Genomic DNA, 16,721 nt, shown 5'->3' on the forward strand with positions numbered 1-16,721 from the left:
AAGAACGATGATCGTCATGGGACGCGGCAACCACATGCACTCCATTCAGGCGGTTCCGCCCGGCGCGATGCGGCTTGCCACGGCCCATGACTTGTCCGATGATCCGGGTCGAGGGGTGGGCCAGTATATGGGTGGCGAGGCAATCATGGAGCGGGTGCTGATCGTCGACGATCACCCCCTCGTGCGCGACGGGCTGCGCAGCGTGATCGCGATCAGCTTCGACAATTGCGACATCTTCGAGGCGGCAAGCATGGACGAGGCCGTCTCGCTGCTGGAGAAGCAGGATAATTTCGACCTCATCCTGCTCGACCTCAACATTCCCGACGTCCGCCGTCTGGATGGCCTGAAACTGCTGCGGGACCGTTTCCCGATCCTGCCCGTGGTGATGGTGTCGGGCGCCTTCGACCGCGCCATCGTGCAGGAGGCGCTGGCCGCCGGCGCGGCGGGCTTCATTCCCAAATCGCTGAAGCGCAGCGCCATCGTCGATGCGCTCCATCGGGTGGTGTCGGGCGAAATCTATCTGCCGGAGGCCATGGGAGAGAATGTCGCGCCCACGGCGGAGGAGGATGAGATCGCCCGCCGCATCGACAGCCTGACGCCGCAGCAGAAGACGGTGCTGGCGCATCTGGTGCGCGGGCGGCTGAACAAGCAGATCGCGCATGATCTGGGCGTGTCGATGACCACGATCAAGGCGCATGTCTCCGCCATCCTCCAGAAGCTGGGCGTGCTCAGCCGCACCCAGGCGGTGATCAAGGCCAATCAGGTGCATTTCCGCGCTGATTGAGCCCTTTTCCCCGATTTCTTCCCTTCTTCTCCAACCGGTCGCCGGTTGTGTCGCCGCCCGGCGTCGGGCAGGATGGCGAAATGATGGAGGCGACAGGGCAATGAGCGTCACGGTCCGGAAGGCGACGGTCGGGGATGCGGCCGCCATCGCCGCCATCTATGCGCACCATGTCCTGCACGGCACCGCCAGCTACGAGCTCGTGCCGCCGTCCGTTGCGGAGACAGTGGCCAGGATCGAGCGCGTGACCGTCCGGGGCTGGCCCTTCTTCGCGGCGTGCGACGGGGCGGAGGTGGTCGGCTATTGCTATGCGACGCAGTTCCGCGACCGGCCCGCTTATGCCTATGCGTGCGAAAACAGCATCTATGTGGCGCAGGACCGGCGCGGCGGCGGCATCGGCCGGGCGCTGCTCGATGCCCTGCTGGACGCGGCCGGGGCTTTCGGCTTCCGCCAGATGGTGGCGGTGATCGGCGGCGGCGAACCCGCTTCGGTCGCGCTCCACGCCGCCTGCGGCTTCCGGCAGGTGGGCCGCCTCACCGGCATGGGCTGGAAGGCGGGCCGCTGGCTCGACACCGTCTACATGCAGATCGCGCTGGGCGGCGGCAATGCCACCGCGCCCTCCGCCGCCCGGCCGTAGCCGCGCGGCGGACGGGGCAGCCGGGGCGATTGGTTATCGGCCGCAAATCTGCTATTCCTGATCCTATCGACGGCATTGGCCAGACCCGCCGCCCGCCCTTGTGCCGGCACCCGTTCCCGGCACCGCGCACGACGCCCCCTGACCCATGTCCGCGGGCACAGGCCGATGGAGGATGTCATGGCGATTTCCCAAAGATTGCGCGGCTATATGGACCGCTGCGGCACCAGCTTCGACGAATGGCCGCATGAACCCTCGGCGGAGATGGCGCGAGCGGCGCAGGCGGCGCATGTCCCCGGCCGGCAGGTGGCGAAAGCGGTGCTGGTGCAGGCCGGCGACGAATATCTGCTGGCCGTCCTGCCCTCCTCCAAGCATGTCAGCTTCAACTTCCTGCAGCAATGGCTGGCCCGCGACGTCTCGCTGGCGGAGGAACATACGACCGCGGCGCTGTTCCCCGACTGCGAACTGGGCGCGCTTCCGCCGGTCGGCGCGGCCTATGGGCTGAAGACGATCATCGACGACGACATGCTGATGGATCAGGATGTCTGGTTCGAGGGCGGCGACCATCACACCCTCGTTCATATGAATGCGGAAAACTGGCGGCGGCTGCAAAAGGGCTCCGGGCATTTCGCGTTCAGTATTTAGAGAGGAAGGGGTGCCCCCTCCGCGGCGGGAGGGGAGTCATGTTCCCCCTTTCATCTAATAAATTCCACACTGTTATCGGAAAAATAACATGGCCTTCGCAGTTCCCCCTTCGCGGGGCATGGCCTAGAATCCGGTCCCGGAGAAGCTGAAAGGAATCGTGCAATGGACGCAAAGACGAGCAATGATCCGCTGGCCTGCCCCGTGAAGGAGCCTGCGGCGCTGCGATCCCTGCTGGGGCGCACCAACCGCGACTGGTGGCCGAACCAGCTCTCGCTCGACATCCTTCAGCAGAACGGCCTGTCCGGCAATCCGCTGGGCGACGATTTCGATTATGCGGCCGCCTTCAAGTCGCTGGACTATGACGCGGTGAAGAAGGACCTGACGGCCCTCATGACCGACAGCCAGCCCTGGTGGCCGGCGGACTATGGCCATTACGGCCCCTTCTTCATCCGCATGGCCTGGCACTCGGCGGGCACCTACCGCACCGGCGACGGGCGTGGCGGCGCATCCTCCGGCTCGCAGCGCTTCGCTCCGCTCAACAGCTGGCCGGACAACGCCAATCTCGACAAGGCCCGCCGCCTGCTATGGCCGGTCAAGCAGAAATATGGCCAGAAGCTGAGCTGGGCGGACCTCATGATCCTGGCCGGCAATGTCGCCATTGAATCGATGGGCGGCCCGGTCTTCGGCTTCGGCGGCGGCCGCGCCGACGTGTTCGAGCCGGAAAAGGACGTTTATTGGGGCACGGAGGAATTCTGGGTCGGCCAGGAGGGCAATGAAACCCGCATCCAGCCCGAAAAGAACATGGTCCTCGAAAGCCCGCTGGCCGCGATCCAGATGGGCCTCATCTACGTCAATCCGGAGGGGCCGGGCGGCAACCCCGACCCGCTGCAATCGGCCCGCGACATCCGCGAGACCTTCCTGCGCATGGGCATGAACGATGAGGAGACCGTCGCGCTCACCGCCGGCGGCCACACCTTCGGCAAGGCCCATGGCGCGGGCGACGCGTCGAAGGTCGGCAAGGAACCCGAAGGCGCCGACATCGCGCAGCAGGGCCTGGGCTGGCAGAGCGGCTATGAAAGCGGCGTGGGCGACCACACCATCACCAGCGGCATCGAAGGCGCGTGGACGCCGACGCCCCGGACCTGGGACCACAGCTTCTTCCACATGCTGCTCGACTATGAATATGAACTGGTGCGGAGCCCGGCGGGCGCCAAGCAGTGGCAGCCGGTGAACCAGAAGCCCGAAGATCTGGCCCCCGGCGCGCACAGCCCCGACAGGCGCGTGCCGACGATGATGACGACCGCCGACATGGCGTTCAAGATGGACCCGGAATATCGCAAGATCTCCGAACGCTTCCGCAACGATCCCGCCGCGTTCGAGGATGCCTTCGCCCGCGCCTGGTTCAAGCTGTGCCATCGCGACATGGGGCCCAAGGCCCGCTATCTCGGCCCCGAAGTCCCCGCCGAAGACCTGATCTGGCAGGACCCGATCCCGGCGGTCGACCATCCCTTGGTCGACGCTTCGGACATCGCCGCGCTCAAGCAGAAGATATTGGCGTCCGGCCTCAGCGTCGCGGAACTGGTGACGACCGCCTGGGCGTCGGCCTCCACCTATCGCGGGTCGGACCATCGCGGCGGTGCCAATGGCGGGCGCATCCGGCTGGCGCCGCAAAAGGACTGGGACGTCAACCAGCCGGAGCAGCTTGGCCGCGTCCTCTCCGCGCTGGAGAAGATCAAGGCCGAGTTCGACAGTGCGGGCGCGAAGAAGATTTCGCTCGCCGACCTGATCGTGCTGGGCGGATCGGCCGCGATCGAGAAGGCGGCGGCGGATGGCGGGCGCAGCATCGAGGTGCCCTTCACCCCCGGCCGCGCCGACGCCTCGCAGGAACAGACCGACGTGCAGAATTTCGAGGTGCTGGAGCCCAAGGTCGACGGCTTCCGCAACTATCTGCCCGTGCCGTTCAGCGTGCCGGTCGAGGAACTGCTGATCGACCGCGCTCAGTTGCTGACCCTCAGCGCCCCGGAAATGACGGTGCTGGTCGGCGGGCTGCGGGTGCTGGGCGCCAATCATGGCGGGTCCGGCTATGGCGTGTTCACCGACCGTCCGGGGACGCTCAGCAACGACTTCTTCGTCAACCTGCTCGACATGGGCACGGCGTGGAAGGAAGTGGAGGGTCACAAGGACATCTTCACCGGCACCTGCCGCAAGTCCAATGAACAGAAATGGACCGGCACGCGGGTCGACCTGGTGTTCGGATCGAACGCGCAACTGCGCGCCCTGTCGGAAGTCTATGCCTCCGCCGACGCGGGCGACAAGTTCGTGAACGACTTCGTCGCCGCCTGGACCAAGGTGATGAACGCCGACCGTTTCGACCTGGCGGCATAAGGGGTCGGGCCGCTCCTTTGGGGGCGGCCTTTTCCACGTGACCTGCATGGGGTCGACGCTAAGCCTTTCGCTGAATTGAGCTTGCCCGCTTTTCATGCGACAGTGCCGCCGCCATGATGCGGAGACTCGCCGTGCATGATCATCTGAAGGATGCTGCCGAGGCGGCGGCCCTCACGGACAAGGAACTGGCCGCCATCCGCCGCAGGATGGGCGACCCGAAGAACCCGTCCGGGTTCGAGCAGGCCGTGCTGGACGAAATGGAAAGACGCCATCTGCAACCGCGCCACTGGTGATCGCCCCGGCACTTGTTCCCGCCACGCTATTGCGCCAGGACGGTGCGCGGCGCGATCCCCAGCCGGCGCTTGATCGCGCGTTCCATCCGGCCGAAGCGGCTGAACTGGATGATCCAGGCTCCCCGCGCCCTGGGCGTAAGGTTGGCGCCGGTATAATGCAGCGTAAGCGGCGTATGGATGGTCAGCCCACCCGCCTCGACCGGGCATGCGACCCGCTCGCCCGCTTGCGGAACCGCCGCCTCCCGGCCCAAAGTGCCCGATATGCGCGTAAAGGGCCGATGCGGCATGACCCCGGCGCGATGGCTGCCGGGGACGAACTCCATGCAGCCTTGCTCAAGGCTGGTGTCCTGAAGCGGAATCCACAGGTGGAGCCGGGCAAGGCCCCCGGCATGCGCCCCGCCGCCCAGCTTCCGATAGGCGATGTCCTGATGCCATGGCGTGGTCGTGGCGGAATGCCCGGGCTTGAAGATGATATGGTCGAAGGCGAAGTGCATCGGCCCCGCAATGGCATCGACCAGCCGCTGGCTCCGCACGAACACCTCGGTTGCCATCAGGCGCGGCGCCAGGATGGAGGTATAGCGTATCTCATGCTGGCTGAGCCGCGCAGGGCCGGCGCCCGCCAGCCCGCGCCCCATGTCCATCCGGAAACGGTCGCCGGGATGGACAGGATCGTCGAGCGCCGCGACCAGCAAGCGGTGGATTTCGACGATCTCCTCCACGGACCGGGCGGAAAAGGCGTCCCTGACCACGGTGAACCCATCCCGGATCAGTGAGGATCGAGCCGTCGCGACGTCGAAAGCGCTCATAGCCCGCTCCATCATGTGGGGGATTCAGCCTATCACCGATGGCAAGGACGGGCGATCAGTGGGAACACCTAAAGCATCCGATGGAATCGACTTTCAGCCCCGACAGAAACACCCGTCTATTTCAACATTGTGCGCAGCAAGGCGCGCAGTTGCGCAGGCTTCACCGGCTTGCCCAGCAGCGGAATGCCCCAGCCGTCCATCCTGGCCTTCAACGCCTCGCCCCGGTCGGCGGAGATCATCACCGACGGCACCGCCCGCCCGAAATGGCCGTGCAACCGCTCGATCACGGCATCCCCTGTCTCGCCATCGTTCAGATGATAGTCGACCAGGATGACATCGGGCGCCTCGCCCTCCGCAAAGGCCGCCACCGCCTCCGCGAATCCCCCGGCCGTCGCCACGGTACAGCCCCATCCGCCCAGCAGGGTCGACATGCCGGTCTGGATCGCCCGCTCATTGTCGACCACCAGCACCTTCAGGCCGCGCATCGACCGGTCGCTGCGCGGCGCGCTGCCCCCATCGCCCTCTTCCACCACCGCCTCGCCCTGCGGCACGCGGATGGAGAAGGTCGCGCCCTGCCCCGGCACCGATTCCAGCGTCACCTCATGGCGCAGCATGTCGCTCGCCCGGCGGACGATGGCGAGGCCCAGCCCCTTGCCGCCCGCCCCCCTGCCCCCCGGCGTGTCGAGGCGGCGGAATTCCTCGAAGATCAGTTGCTGCTTGTCGACGGGGATGCCGGGACCGCTGTCGGCCACGCTCAGCCTTATCCCCTGCGCCTCCGCCACGCAGGCGACGCGCACCGACCCGCGCTGGGTGTAGCGCAGCGCGTTGGACAGGAAATTCTGGAGAATCCGCCGCAATAGCCGGATGTCGGAGCGGACCCAGACCGGCGCGCTCTCCACCGCCAGCACCAGCCCCGCCGAACGCGCCATCGGCGCGAATTCGGTGCGCAGCGTATCGAGCAGCCGGTCGATGCGGAAATCGCTGATCTCCGGCTGGATCGCGCCCGCGTCGAGGCGGCTGATCTCCAGCAGCGCCTCCAGCAGATCCTCGACGGAATCCAGCGCGGTGGACGTCTGGTTGACCAATGCCCGCGTCGGCAGCGCCAGCCGCCGGTCGCCCAGCGCCGCGACGAACAGCCGCGCCGCGTTCAACGGCTGCAACAGATCGTGGCTGGCCGCCGCCAGGAAGCTGGTCTTGGACAGGTTCGCCTTCTCCGCCGCCGTCTTCGCGTCCATCAACTGCGCCTCGATCTGGCGCCGCTCGGCCACCTCCGCCTCCAGTTCCGACGTGCGTTCCGCCACCCGCCGCTCCAGCGTCTCCGCCGTCTCGCGCAGCGCCGCCTGCGCGCGCAGCATGTCGGTCACGTCGGTAAAGCCGATCACCTGCCCGCCGCGCTCCATGGCGTTGCTGCGAATCTCGAAACTGCGCCCCCCGGCATGGACCAGTTCGCTGCGATGGCGCGCCCCGCCCCGGTCGAGGCAGCCCCTGTCGTCCATCCCCAGATTGCCCCGGCACCAGTCCAGCAGCGCGGCATGGCTATCCCGCTCCTGCGCCCAATCCTCCGGCAGTTCCAGCAGCCGTTGCAGCGCCTCGTTCCACGCCGCCAGCCGCCCCTCGGCATCGAACAGGCACACGCCTTCGGAGAGGTTGTCGAGCGTCGCCTGCAACACGATGTTGCGCTCGGCCAGTTCCCGCGCCCGGTCGCGGGCATCCTCCGCCTTCACCTCGGTGATGTCGGTATAGATGCCGACGATGCCGCCCTCGCTGGTGCGCAGTTCGTTGATCTGCACCCAGCGCCCGTCGGACAGCGCCTGCACATGCCCGCCCTCCGCCACGCTATGGCGGGCCAGCCGGTCGGACACCCATCGGTCCTGTCCCACCGGGCGGTGATGGGCGGCGGCGAGCTTGGCGATCTCGTCGAAGCTCATGCCCTCACGGATATGATCGGCGATCTCCGGCCAGAAACCCAGATAGGCCTCGTTATAGAGGACCAGCCGGTCCTCCGCGTCGAACAGGACGAAGCCTTCGTTGATCGAATCGATCGCATCGCGCAGCCGCATCCGCGCCGCGTCCGCATGGCCATGGGCGGAGGCGAGGTCGGCATTGGCCTCCGCCAGCTTCGCCAGCGCGTCTTCGAGCTGCACGGTCCGCTCGCGCACCATGGCTTCCAGCGAGATCGCCGTCTCGAACATCGAAAAGGCGTTGCCGGCCATGTCGCTCGACCGTTCGACCCGGTCTATCAGCGCCGCATTGATCTTGCGCAACTTGCGGTTCTCTTCCCGCAACGCCTCCAGTTCGGCGGAAGAGAGGGCCGCGTCGGTCATCGGCCGATGGCAAGGCCGCTGAAGGTCTGGTTGACGTGCAGCGCATGATATTGCTCGCCATAGGTATTGAAGCCGATCACCCGATGCCGCCCGTACAGCTCCGACACGGCGCGGCTGATCTGCCGCTGCTCGGCATCGATGCGGTTCAACACGCAATCGAAGGCGATGATCCGGTCGACCGGCCCCACCTCCGCCGCGATGTCCGCGAACAGCGCGTCCATCCGCGCAATCCGGTCCACCGGCTCGCCCACGGTCATCACGATCCCCTCGTCGATGGCGCAGTAGAAGGTAAGGCTGCCGTCGGGATTCGCACTCTGGATCGACCGCACATGATAATCGCCCCCCGCCCGCACCATTAGCGGATGCGCGGCATAGAAGGCGACGCCCAGCGCCTCGCCCGCATGGCCCGCCAGCCGCAGATATTCCTGCGCGGCGGGCTCCGCATTGATCTCGGTCACGATCCGGTCGTTCGGGATGGCCCCGGTGACGACCATCTTCGCCTCGCTCGGCCGGTAATGCTGCGCCTTGAACACATGCAGCGGGCGCGGCGTGGACAGGATCGCCACCACCGCCGCATGGCCATGGAAGCGCCCGCCATGGAAGACCGCCGTCTCCCGAAAGGCCATGCCGTCGCCCGACGACCCGCCGATCAGCGCAATGTCGCCCAGCGCGTCCTGGATCGTCATGGTCAGCAATTCTTCCCGATGCGACAGCCCGTCGACCAGGAACAGCGCGACATGATTGACCTTCCCGCCCAGATGGCGGCTCTCCCGCTCCGCCTGCGCGGCCAGCCCGCGCACCGCCTGCCGCGCGGCGGCGGGATCGAAATTCTCGATGTCGTCGAAACAGAGCGAGGTCATGTGAAAGGCCGAAGCCGGAAAGCCGATGACGCTCAGGCTGTCCTCATCATAGCCATTTTCGGTCAGCTCGCCCGAACTGGTGCAGCCGATCGCCACCACGCCCTCCGTCCGGCGGTTGACCGCCCGCGCCAGCGCCTCCCGGTCGAAACGATGCGAACAGAACAGCAGCATCCCGGCCAGCGGTTCGTCCCCCAATTGACCGGCGACTTCCGCCATGGCCTTGGCCGGATCGCCCGCATGGCTTGACGCAAAGGCGATCTCCGATGCCAGCACCGTCATGTTCCTCTCCCCGCATTTTCTCCCTGTTCTTCTATGCGGTTTCACGCTCCGCGCAAAGGCTCTCCCGCCGCTTCCAGCACCGCATTCTCCTCATCGGTGAAGACGCGCGAGCGGACGATGAACCGCATCCCCTCCGGGCTTTCCAGCGACATGCCCGCTCCCCGGCCCGACACGACGTCGATGGTGACTTGCGTATGCCGCCAATATTCGAACTGCGCCGCGCCGATCCACACCGGCACATCGCCCGCGATCTGGCCCAGCAGCACATCCTGCCCCCCGACCCTGAACTCGCCGCGCGGAAAGCACATCGGCGCCGACCCGTCGCAACAACCGCCGGACTGGTGGAACATCAGCGGCCCATGACGCATGGTGAGGCGGGCGATCAACGCTTCGGCCTCCGGCGTGGCGAGGATGCGGGGTGGAAGGTTCATAATGATCTCCAGTCCCCCTCCCGTAAACGGGAGGGGTTAGGGGTGGGCGCGACCCCGGACTTGATCCGGGGGGAGCTTCCAGCTTAGCCATTGCAGAATGGCGCTGAGGTTGCGCCCGCCCACCCCCCGGCCCCTCCCGCCTGCGGGAGGGGGAAGAAGAAAAAGGCGGACGCCCGGGAGAGGCGCCCGCCGAACCGAAGGCGTGAAGGGGGAAGGACCCGCCTTCGGCATGCGATCCGCCCCTCGCCTCAGAAGAACCCCAGCGCCTTGGTCGAATAGCTCACCAGCAGGTTCTTCGTCTGCTGATAATGATCCAGCATCATCTTGTGCGTCTCGCGCCCGATGCCCGACTGCTTGTACCCGCCAAAGGCCGCATGCGCCGGATAGGCATGGTAGCAGTTCGTCCAGACCCGCCCGGCCTGGATGTTGCGCCCCATGCGATAGGCCGTGTTCCCGTTCCGGCTCCACACCCCGGCGCCCAACCCGTACAGCGTGTCGTTGGCGATATGCAGCGCGTCCGCCTCATCCTTGAAGGTCGTGACCGACAGCACCGGCCCGAAAATCTCCTCCTGGAAGATGCGCATCCTGTTATGCCCTTCCAGCACGGTCGGCGTCACATAATAGCCCTGCTCCAGCTCGCCGCCCAGATGCGCCCGCGTACCGCCGGTCAACACCTTCGCGCCCTCGTCCCGGCCGATGTCGATATAGGAAAGGATCTTCTCCAGCTGGTCGTTCGACGCCTGCGCCCCGATCATCGTCGCGGGGTCGAGCGGACTGCCCTGCACGATCTTCTGCACGCGGGCGACGGCGCGCTCGATGAACTTTTCGTAGATGCTTTCCTGCACCAGCGCCCGGCTCGGACAGGTGCAGACCTCGCCCTGGTTGAGCGCGAACATCGCAAAGCCTTCCAGGCATTTGTCGAAATAATCGTCGTCCGCGTCCATCACGTCGGCAAAGAAGATGTTGGGCGACTTGCCCCCCAGTTCCAGCGTCACCGGGATCAGATTCTCGCTCGCATATTGCATGATCAGCCGCCCGGTGGTGGTTTCCCCGGTGAAGGCGATCTTCGAAATCCGCTTGTTGGTGGCGAGCGGCTTGCCCGCCTCCACGCCAAAGCCGTTGACGACGTTCAGCACGCCTTCGGGGATCAGGTCGCCCACCAGGTCCATCAGCACCATGATCGACATCGGCGTCTGCTCGGCGGGCTTCAGCACCACGCAATTGCCCGCCGCCAGCGCCGGGGCCAGCTTCCACGCCGCCATCAGGATCGGGAAGTTCCAGGGGATGATCTGCCCCACCACGCCCAGCGGCTCATGGAAATGATAGGCCACCGTGTCATGGTCGATCTCCGCGATGGAGCCTTCCTGAGACCGCACGCAGGCCGCGAAATAGCGGAAATGGTCGATGGCGAGCGGAATGTCGGCGGCGGTCGTCTCGCGGATCGGCTTGCCGTTGTCGATCGTCTCCGCCATGGCGAGCAGGTCGAGATTCTCCTCCATCCGCTGCGCGATGCGATTAAGGATATTGGCCCGCTCCGTCGCCGAACGCTGGCCCCAGCCTTCCTTGGCGCGATGCGCGGCGTCCAGCGCCAGCTCGATGTCCTCGGCGGTCGAACGGGCGATCTTGCACACGCTCTGCCCCGTCACCGGCGAAAGATTGTCGAAATATCCCCCGCGAACCGGCGCCACCCACTGGCCGCCGATGAAATTCTCATATTTATCGCGGATCAGCGTCTTCCCCGCGAACCGCGCCATTGCCTGCTGTAACATCATCCTCTCCCGGACTCGTCTGAAAGTTGAGGGACAGGATGAACCTTTCGGACAAATGGACAATTAGACCTTGGGTCGGCGGGACGCTCAAACCCCGCCGCCATTCATCGCCGCCTGCACCCGCAACCGGGGGAAGACCGCTTCCAGCGGCTTGGTGTCGGGCAGCACATAGACATAGCCGCCCTTCTTCCGGAACAGCGGGCTGACGTTCTTGCCGTAAAAGGCGATGGGCAGGTTGATGCAGCCGAAGGTGATGCGATTGTCGTCGCCGGTGGGCGAGAGCATCCGCTCGCGGCGGCGTTCCCTTTTGGGCGCGCCCTTGGGGATGGGGTGCAGCGCCACCGACGTGGCATAATCGACCCACAGCACCTTCTGCCGCCCCGCCGCCAGCCCGAATTTCGCCAGGAAGCGCCCGGCGGGCGTCGTCTTTTCCGCCGGGCCGATCTCCGCCAGATTCTTCGATCCGATGCCGGGGCTCGCCTCATCCCCGACGGCCACGCCGATCAGGACCGGCGCATGACCCAGCGATTTCCCGCTGGCGTCATAGAGCGAGAGAACCGCCGCCTTCTTGTCCACGATGATATAGGGCAGCGCGCCATTGTCGCGGGACGCGGCGATCCAGTCGGCCACGCGCGCCGCTTCCCCGGACAGCTTCGCTCCCGCCTCCTGCGGCATGTCAGCCTGCGGTTTCGCCGGCTCCGCCGCCCGGACGCCCTCCGTCGCGGGAATGGCCGGCGCAAGCACCGCCAGCGCCAGGAACAGTGGGATCATCGCTCAATGCACTCGAAGGAAAGCGCCGGCGCCCAGGACGGACGCCGGCGCGGGAACACCGGATTCGGCCCCGTTCCGGGCGTCAGTTGCGCGGCCGCTTGCGCTGATTTTCCTGCATGCGCTGCTCGATGCCGTCGACGCGGGCATTGATCTGGTCCAGCCGCTGGCCATTGTTCTGCGCCTGGCCGGATGCCGCCTGCGCCTCCGCCAGCGCCGATTTCGCGGTGGCGTCCGTCGCCTGCAGGCGCGAGTCGAGCGCATCGACGCGCTGGTTCACGGCGGCGACCTGTTCCCGCACGAAGCCCTTGGTGGCACAGCCCCCCAGCGCCAGCGAACCCACCAAAATCACCGCCAGAGGCGCGAATTTCGTGAAAGACCGCGACATCTCCATTCTCCTTATAGTTAACGAACCGTCCCCGTCCCAAGCCGAGCGCCGGATTCCGGACAATGGGATTCTGTCCGGCTGTGCATCCGCTCGGGTGAATGGATGGGACTGCCCGGGTGGGCCAACCGGGGGCGCGGGATTTCGTCAGCGGCGCGCGCCCGGCCGCCGCCATTTCCGGGGCCGTTCCTCCTCCCCCAGCAGCAGCATGATGTCGCCATAGCCGGCGAGCAGGCTTTCCAGCGACCGCACCGCCTGCCAGCCCCCCGGGAAAAGCGCGCGGAAAATATGCGACTTGTCCTTCATCGGCATCCTCCCACAATAAGTCCTGTCCGGCGCGCCTCTTGGCGGGCGTGCCTTGCGGCGCTTCAGCGAGCGCCGTCGACCAGGATCACGCGATATTCCGCACCGGCAAGCCGATGCTGCAATGCTTCCTGATAAGCGGGCGAGTGGTACCAGGCCCGCGCCGCATCCAGATCGTCGAACTCCAATATGGCGACGCCGTCGGGATCGGGCCCTTCCACCGCATCATGCTCCCCATAGAAGGCGAGCCGCCGGGCCGGCTTTTCCCCCCGCGCCTTGACCGCCAGCGCGGCATAGGCGGCCATCTCCCCGGCATCGTTCAGCCGGTCGCGGATCATGACGACATAAGCGGGCATGGACGGTCCTCTCCTCTTCCTGTCATGCGCGGGGGCGGCAGGGCGGGAAGCGCGCCCGGCCGCGATCCCCTACGCCCCTTCCGTCACCTTGGCGGAGGCCTTGCGGGTCCGGGCAGGCTTCTGGTCCTTGCCCAGCACGATCTTCGTCGTCATCAGATAATGTTCGCGCATCAGCTTGATCGCCAGATCGGCGTCATGCGCCAGAAAGGCGTCGGCCAGCTTGCTATATTCCTTCTCCAGATTCGAACGCTTGGACGGCGAGGAGATGGAGAGCCAGCGATAGCGCTCGCTCTGCAGCAGCAGCATGTCGCGCACCCGGAGCAGCCAGGGATTGTCGCAGGTGGCGACCAGCGCGTGATGGAAGGCGTGGTGCGCGTCCGCCCATTCCTGTGTCACCTTGCCGTCATCGTCGTTGCGCGGCGTCCGCAGCAGGCCGTGCAGCGCCGCGACGATCCCCTTTTCCCAGGCGATGGTGGCGTTCGCGATGGCGGAGCGGATGCAGGGCTCCTCGATCAACAGGCGCACATCCGTCAGATGATGCAGGTCCTCGGCCGCGATCTCGCTCACGCGGAAGCCGCGCTGCGGTTCGGCGGTGACCAGCCCTTCTGCGGTGACCCGCGCCAGCGCCTCGCGCACCGCGCTCTGGTTCGCCCCCAGATTCTCGCACAGGTCGGAAATGACGAGCTTCTGACCGGGCGGAAGCGCGCCGTTCAGCAGCCGGGACCGGATCTGCTCGTAAACGCGGTGGGTGCGGCTGGGCGCCGGTGATTTCTCTGCCATTCGCCCTTGATAGTTCACTTTTTCCCCATCTACAACCGTTACAATAAAAAGTGCACTTTCTTTTGACTCATGGACAATACTCGCACATCGTCCGCGCGACCGCCCGCCTCCCCCGGGGCCGGTTTCGGGCCGGGACCGCGAACGGGCAAATGGCATGACATGGCCGACCACTCGTCGGCTGGAATCGGGATCAAGCATGAAAGACAAGGTCATCATCTCCTGCGCCGTCACCGGCTCCATCCACACGCCGACCATGTCGGACGCGCTGCCGGTCACGCCGTCCGAAATCGCGGAACAGGCGATAGAGGCGGCGGAGGCCGGCGCCGCCATCCTCCATCTCCATGCGCGCGATCCCAGGGACGGCCGACCCTCGGCGGACCCCGCCCTGTTCATGGAATTCCTGCCGCGCATCAGGCAGGGCTGCGACGCCATCTGCAACATCACCACGGGCGGCAGCCTCACCATGACGGTCGAGCAGCGCCTGGCCGCGCCGCTGCTGGCGTCGCCCGAAATGTGCTCGCTCAACATGGGCAGCATGAATTTCGCGCTCTATCCGATGGCGGATCGCTACCGGCAATGGAAGCATGACTGGGAGGAGCCCTATCTGCGGGAATCGGACGATTATATCTTCCGCAACACCTTCCGCGACATCGGCAAGATCGCCCATGCGCTGGGCGATGCCCATGACGTGAAGTTCGAACATGAATGCTATGACGTCGGTCATCTGTACAATCTGGCGCATTGCATCGACCGCGGCTTCTTCAAGCCGCCGGTCTTCATCCAGTTCATCTTCGGCATATTGGGAGGGATCGGGGCGGAGGTCGACAACCTCCTCTTCATGAAGCGGACCGCCGATCGCCTGTTCGGACAGGATTATCACTGGTCGGTGCTGGGCGCGGGACGCCATCAGATGCCGCTCGCGACGCAAGCGGCGCTGATGGGCGGCCATGTGCGCGTGGGGCTGGAGGACAATCTGAACATCGCCCGGGGGCGGCTCGCCTCCAGCAATGCCGAACAGGTGCGCAAGGTGCGCGCGATCATCGAAGATCTGGGCCTGGAGATAGCGACCGCCGATGAAGCGCGCGCCCGGCTCGGCCTCAAGGGCGGGGACAAGGTCGCCTTCTGATGCCCGCGCGTCGATAGCGCCGGATCGGCCGGCCCGGAATCCGTGGCCCGATTCGCGCCCCGCCCTTGAAAAGACAGGCGACGATCACGATCAATGATATTATAGACATCATGTGATGGTCCGCCGCTACCGGTGCGGACGACAAGAGAAGGAAATGCCAGAGTGACCGCGGAAATCATCCTCGCCCATCCCGTCCGCACCCCGATCGGGAGCTATAACGGCACGCTCAAGGACGTGCCGGCGGCCGAACTGGGCGCCGTCGCCATCCGGGAAACCGTGCGCCGCGCAGGGCTGTCGCCGGATGCCGTCGGCGCGGTCACCATGGGCAATGTGATCCAGGCCGGCAACAGGATGAACCCGGCGCGCCAGGCGGCGATCCACGCCGGGCTGCCGGTCTCGGTCCCCGCCCTCACCGTCAACCGGGTCTGCGGATCGGGCGCGCAGGCGATCGTGACCGCCGCGCAGGAAGTGCAGCTTGGCCTGCACGACGTCGCCATCGCCGGCGGCATGGAGAATATGGACCGCGCGCCCTATCTGATGACCGGCGGCCGCTGGGGTTATCGCATGGGCGACGCCGCGATCATCGATTCCATGCTGCATGACGGCCTGAACGACGCCTTTTCCGGCCAGCATTCCGGCTGGCATACGGAGGATCTCGTCACCCGCTCCCAGATTTCGCGGGATGCGCAGGACCGCTGGGCCGAACGCTCGCAGAAGCGCTTCGTGCAGGCGCAGTCGGAAGGCCGGTTCGCGGCGGAGATCGCCCCCGTCACCATCAAGGGCCGCAAGGGCGACGTCAGCTTCGCCAGCGACGAGGCGCCCCGCGCCGATACGACGCTGGAGGGACTGGCCCGGCTGAAGCCCGCCTTCCGCCCGGACGGCACGATCACCGCCGGCAATGCCCCCGGCCTCAACAGCGGCGCATCCGCGATGCTGGTCGCCACCCGCGCCTGGGCCGAGGCGAACGGCGTCGAACCGGCGGGCCGGATCGTCTCCTACGCCGTCGCCGCGCTGGAGCCGGGCCTCTTCGGCCTCGCGCCGGTCCCTGCCGTGGTGAAGGCGGTCGAACGCGCCGGCTGGAAGCTGCCGGACGTGGAGCGGTTCGAGATCAACGAAGCCTTCGCCGCCGTACCCCTGGCCATCATCAAGGAACTCGGCCTGCCGGAGGACATCGTCAATGTGGAGGGCGGCGCGATCGCCCATGGCCATGCCATCGGCGCGACCGGCGCGGTGCTGACGACCCGGCTGCTGCATTCGATGAAGCGGGACGGCGTGCGGCGGGGCCTTGTCACGCTTTGCATCGGCGGCGGCCAGGGTATAGCGCTCGCACTGGAAACGCTGTGACGGCGGCACGGATGCGGGGGAAAGATCGGTCATGAACGGTTTCGATACGATAAGCGCTCTGGCGCGGGGCGAACTGCCCCGCCCGCCCATGGCCGATACCGTGCCCTTCACCCTTCTTCCGCCCGAAATGGGGCGCGTGGAGCTGAGGGCGACGCCGGGCGAACGCTTCCTCAACCTTGGCGGCGTCGTCCATGGCGGCTGGGCGCTGACCATGCTGGATTCCGCCATGGGCCTCGCGGCGGCAACCACCTTGGACGAGGGCGGTTTCGCCCCCACCTATGAAACCAGCGTCAAGTTCCTGCGGCCCATCCCCGCCAATATCGGGGAAATGCGGGTGATCGGCACCGTCATCTCGCGCGGCCGGTCCCTTGTCGCGTTGGACGGACGCATCGAAAGCCTCGACAACCGGATCTTCGCGCACGGCACGTCCACCTGCGTCGTTCCCCGCTGAA

At 66.4% G+C, this 16,721-nt stretch carries 18 protein-coding genes; 8 read left to right on the forward strand and 10 right to left on the reverse strand.

Annotated elements, in window-relative coordinates:
- The first annotated feature begins 7 nt into the window (after positions 1-7).
- The 5 genes from LDB29_RS21225 (at position 8) to LDB29_RS21245 (ending at position 4,738) form a co-directional block, all read left to right on the forward strand.
- Positions 8-784, forward strand: a complete 777-nt coding sequence (locus LDB29_RS21225) for a response regulator transcription factor (RefSeq protein WP_257557652.1) — start codon at positions 8-10, stop codon at positions 782-784.
- Positions 785-884: 100 nt separating this feature from the next.
- Positions 885-1,418 carry a GNAT family N-acetyltransferase gene (locus LDB29_RS21230; RefSeq protein ID WP_257557654.1) on the forward strand — a complete coding sequence of 178 codons (534 nt, stop codon included), beginning with the start codon at positions 885-887 and terminating at the stop codon, positions 1,416-1,418.
- Positions 1,419-1,595: 177 nt separating this feature from the next.
- Positions 1,596-2,060, forward strand: coding sequence for an aminoacyl-tRNA deacylase (locus LDB29_RS21235; RefSeq protein ID WP_025551354.1), 465 nt, complete (start codon positions 1,596-1,598; stop codon positions 2,058-2,060).
- Between the two features lie 162 nt (positions 2,061-2,222).
- Positions 2,223-4,445, forward strand: a complete 2,223-nt coding sequence (katG, locus tag LDB29_RS21240) for a catalase/peroxidase HPI (RefSeq protein WP_257557657.1) — start codon at positions 2,223-2,225, stop codon at positions 4,443-4,445.
- A 131-nt stretch (positions 4,446-4,576) separates the two neighbouring features.
- Positions 4,577-4,738: a hypothetical protein gene (locus LDB29_RS21245; protein WP_162195987.1), complete on the forward strand. Its 162-nt coding sequence runs from the start codon at positions 4,577-4,579 to the stop codon at positions 4,736-4,738.
- Between the two features lie 26 nt (positions 4,739-4,764).
- On the opposite strand, the gene LDB29_RS21250 is transcribed toward LDB29_RS21245, so the two are convergent.
- The 10 genes from LDB29_RS21250 to LDB29_RS21295 all read right to left on the reverse strand — a co-directional run bounded on the left by LDB29_RS21250 (position 4,765) and on the right by LDB29_RS21295 (position 13,799).
- Positions 4,765-5,544 carry a phytanoyl-CoA dioxygenase family protein gene (locus LDB29_RS21250; protein WP_257557661.1) on the reverse strand — a complete coding sequence of 260 codons (780 nt, stop codon included), beginning with the start codon at positions 5,542-5,544 and terminating at the stop codon, positions 4,765-4,767.
- A gap of 116 nt (positions 5,545-5,660) precedes the next feature.
- The gene (locus LDB29_RS21255) at positions 5,661-7,868 is read right to left on the reverse strand and encodes a NahK/ErcS family hybrid sensor histidine kinase/response regulator (RefSeq protein WP_257557663.1); all 2,208 of its coding nucleotides are present in this window, start codon (positions 7,866-7,868) and stop codon (positions 5,661-5,663) included.
- A complete protein-coding gene (locus LDB29_RS21260) occupies positions 7,865-9,007 on the reverse strand; it encodes an FIST N-terminal domain-containing protein (RefSeq protein WP_044661018.1) in 1,143 nt (380 codons plus the stop codon). Before LDB29_RS21260 ends, LDB29_RS21255 begins: the two co-directional genes overlap by 4 nt.
- Before the next feature lie 41 nt (positions 9,008-9,048).
- Positions 9,049-9,438, reverse strand: a complete 390-nt coding sequence (locus LDB29_RS21265; RefSeq protein ID WP_257557665.1) for a DUF779 domain-containing protein — start codon at positions 9,436-9,438, stop codon at positions 9,049-9,051.
- Between the two features lie 248 nt (positions 9,439-9,686).
- Positions 9,687-11,207: an aldehyde dehydrogenase gene (gene adh / locus LDB29_RS21270; protein WP_257557667.1), complete on the reverse strand. Its 1,521-nt coding sequence runs from the start codon at positions 11,205-11,207 to the stop codon at positions 9,687-9,689.
- An 87-nt stretch (positions 11,208-11,294) separates the two neighbouring features.
- A complete protein-coding gene (locus LDB29_RS21275; RefSeq protein ID WP_257557669.1) occupies positions 11,295-11,978 on the reverse strand; it encodes a hypothetical protein in 684 nt (227 codons plus the stop codon).
- Positions 11,979-12,060: 82 nt separating this feature from the next.
- Positions 12,061-12,363 (reverse strand): hypothetical protein, encoded by a 303-nt coding sequence (locus LDB29_RS21280; protein WP_025551453.1) that lies wholly within the window; start codon positions 12,361-12,363, stop codon positions 12,061-12,063.
- Between the two features lie 144 nt (positions 12,364-12,507).
- Entirely contained in the window at positions 12,508-12,666 is a 159-nt protein-coding gene (locus LDB29_RS21285; protein WP_157009794.1) for a hypothetical protein, read from the reverse strand.
- A gap of 62 nt (positions 12,667-12,728) precedes the next feature.
- Entirely contained in the window at positions 12,729-13,019 is a 291-nt protein-coding gene (locus LDB29_RS21290; protein ID WP_044661015.1) for a DUF1330 domain-containing protein, read from the reverse strand.
- A gap of 69 nt (positions 13,020-13,088) precedes the next feature.
- Positions 13,089-13,799, reverse strand: coding sequence for a GntR family transcriptional regulator (locus LDB29_RS21295; RefSeq protein WP_025551449.1), 711 nt, complete (start codon positions 13,797-13,799; stop codon positions 13,089-13,091).
- A 196-nt stretch (positions 13,800-13,995) separates the two neighbouring features.
- On the opposite strand from LDB29_RS21295, the gene LDB29_RS21300 reads away from it, so the two are divergent.
- The 3 genes from LDB29_RS21300 to LDB29_RS21310 all read left to right on the forward strand — a co-directional run bounded on the left by LDB29_RS21300 (position 13,996) and on the right by LDB29_RS21310 (position 16,720).
- Entirely contained in the window at positions 13,996-14,925 is a 930-nt protein-coding gene (locus LDB29_RS21300) for a 3-keto-5-aminohexanoate cleavage protein (RefSeq protein ID WP_257557677.1), read from the forward strand.
- Positions 14,926-15,087: 162 nt separating this feature from the next.
- Positions 15,088-16,269, forward strand: a complete 1,182-nt coding sequence (locus tag LDB29_RS21305; RefSeq protein ID WP_025551447.1) for an acetyl-CoA C-acetyltransferase — start codon at positions 15,088-15,090, stop codon at positions 16,267-16,269.
- A 31-nt stretch (positions 16,270-16,300) separates the two neighbouring features.
- Positions 16,301-16,720, forward strand: coding sequence for a PaaI family thioesterase (locus LDB29_RS21310; RefSeq protein ID WP_226870507.1), 420 nt, complete (start codon positions 16,301-16,303; stop codon positions 16,718-16,720).
- The last annotated feature ends 1 nt before the right edge of the window (position 16,721 follow it).

Origin of the sequence: Sphingobium sp. CFD-2, from assembly GCF_024611135.1 — a bacterium.
Classification (GTDB): Bacteria; Pseudomonadota; Alphaproteobacteria; order Sphingomonadales; family Sphingomonadaceae; genus Sphingobium; species Sphingobium fuliginis.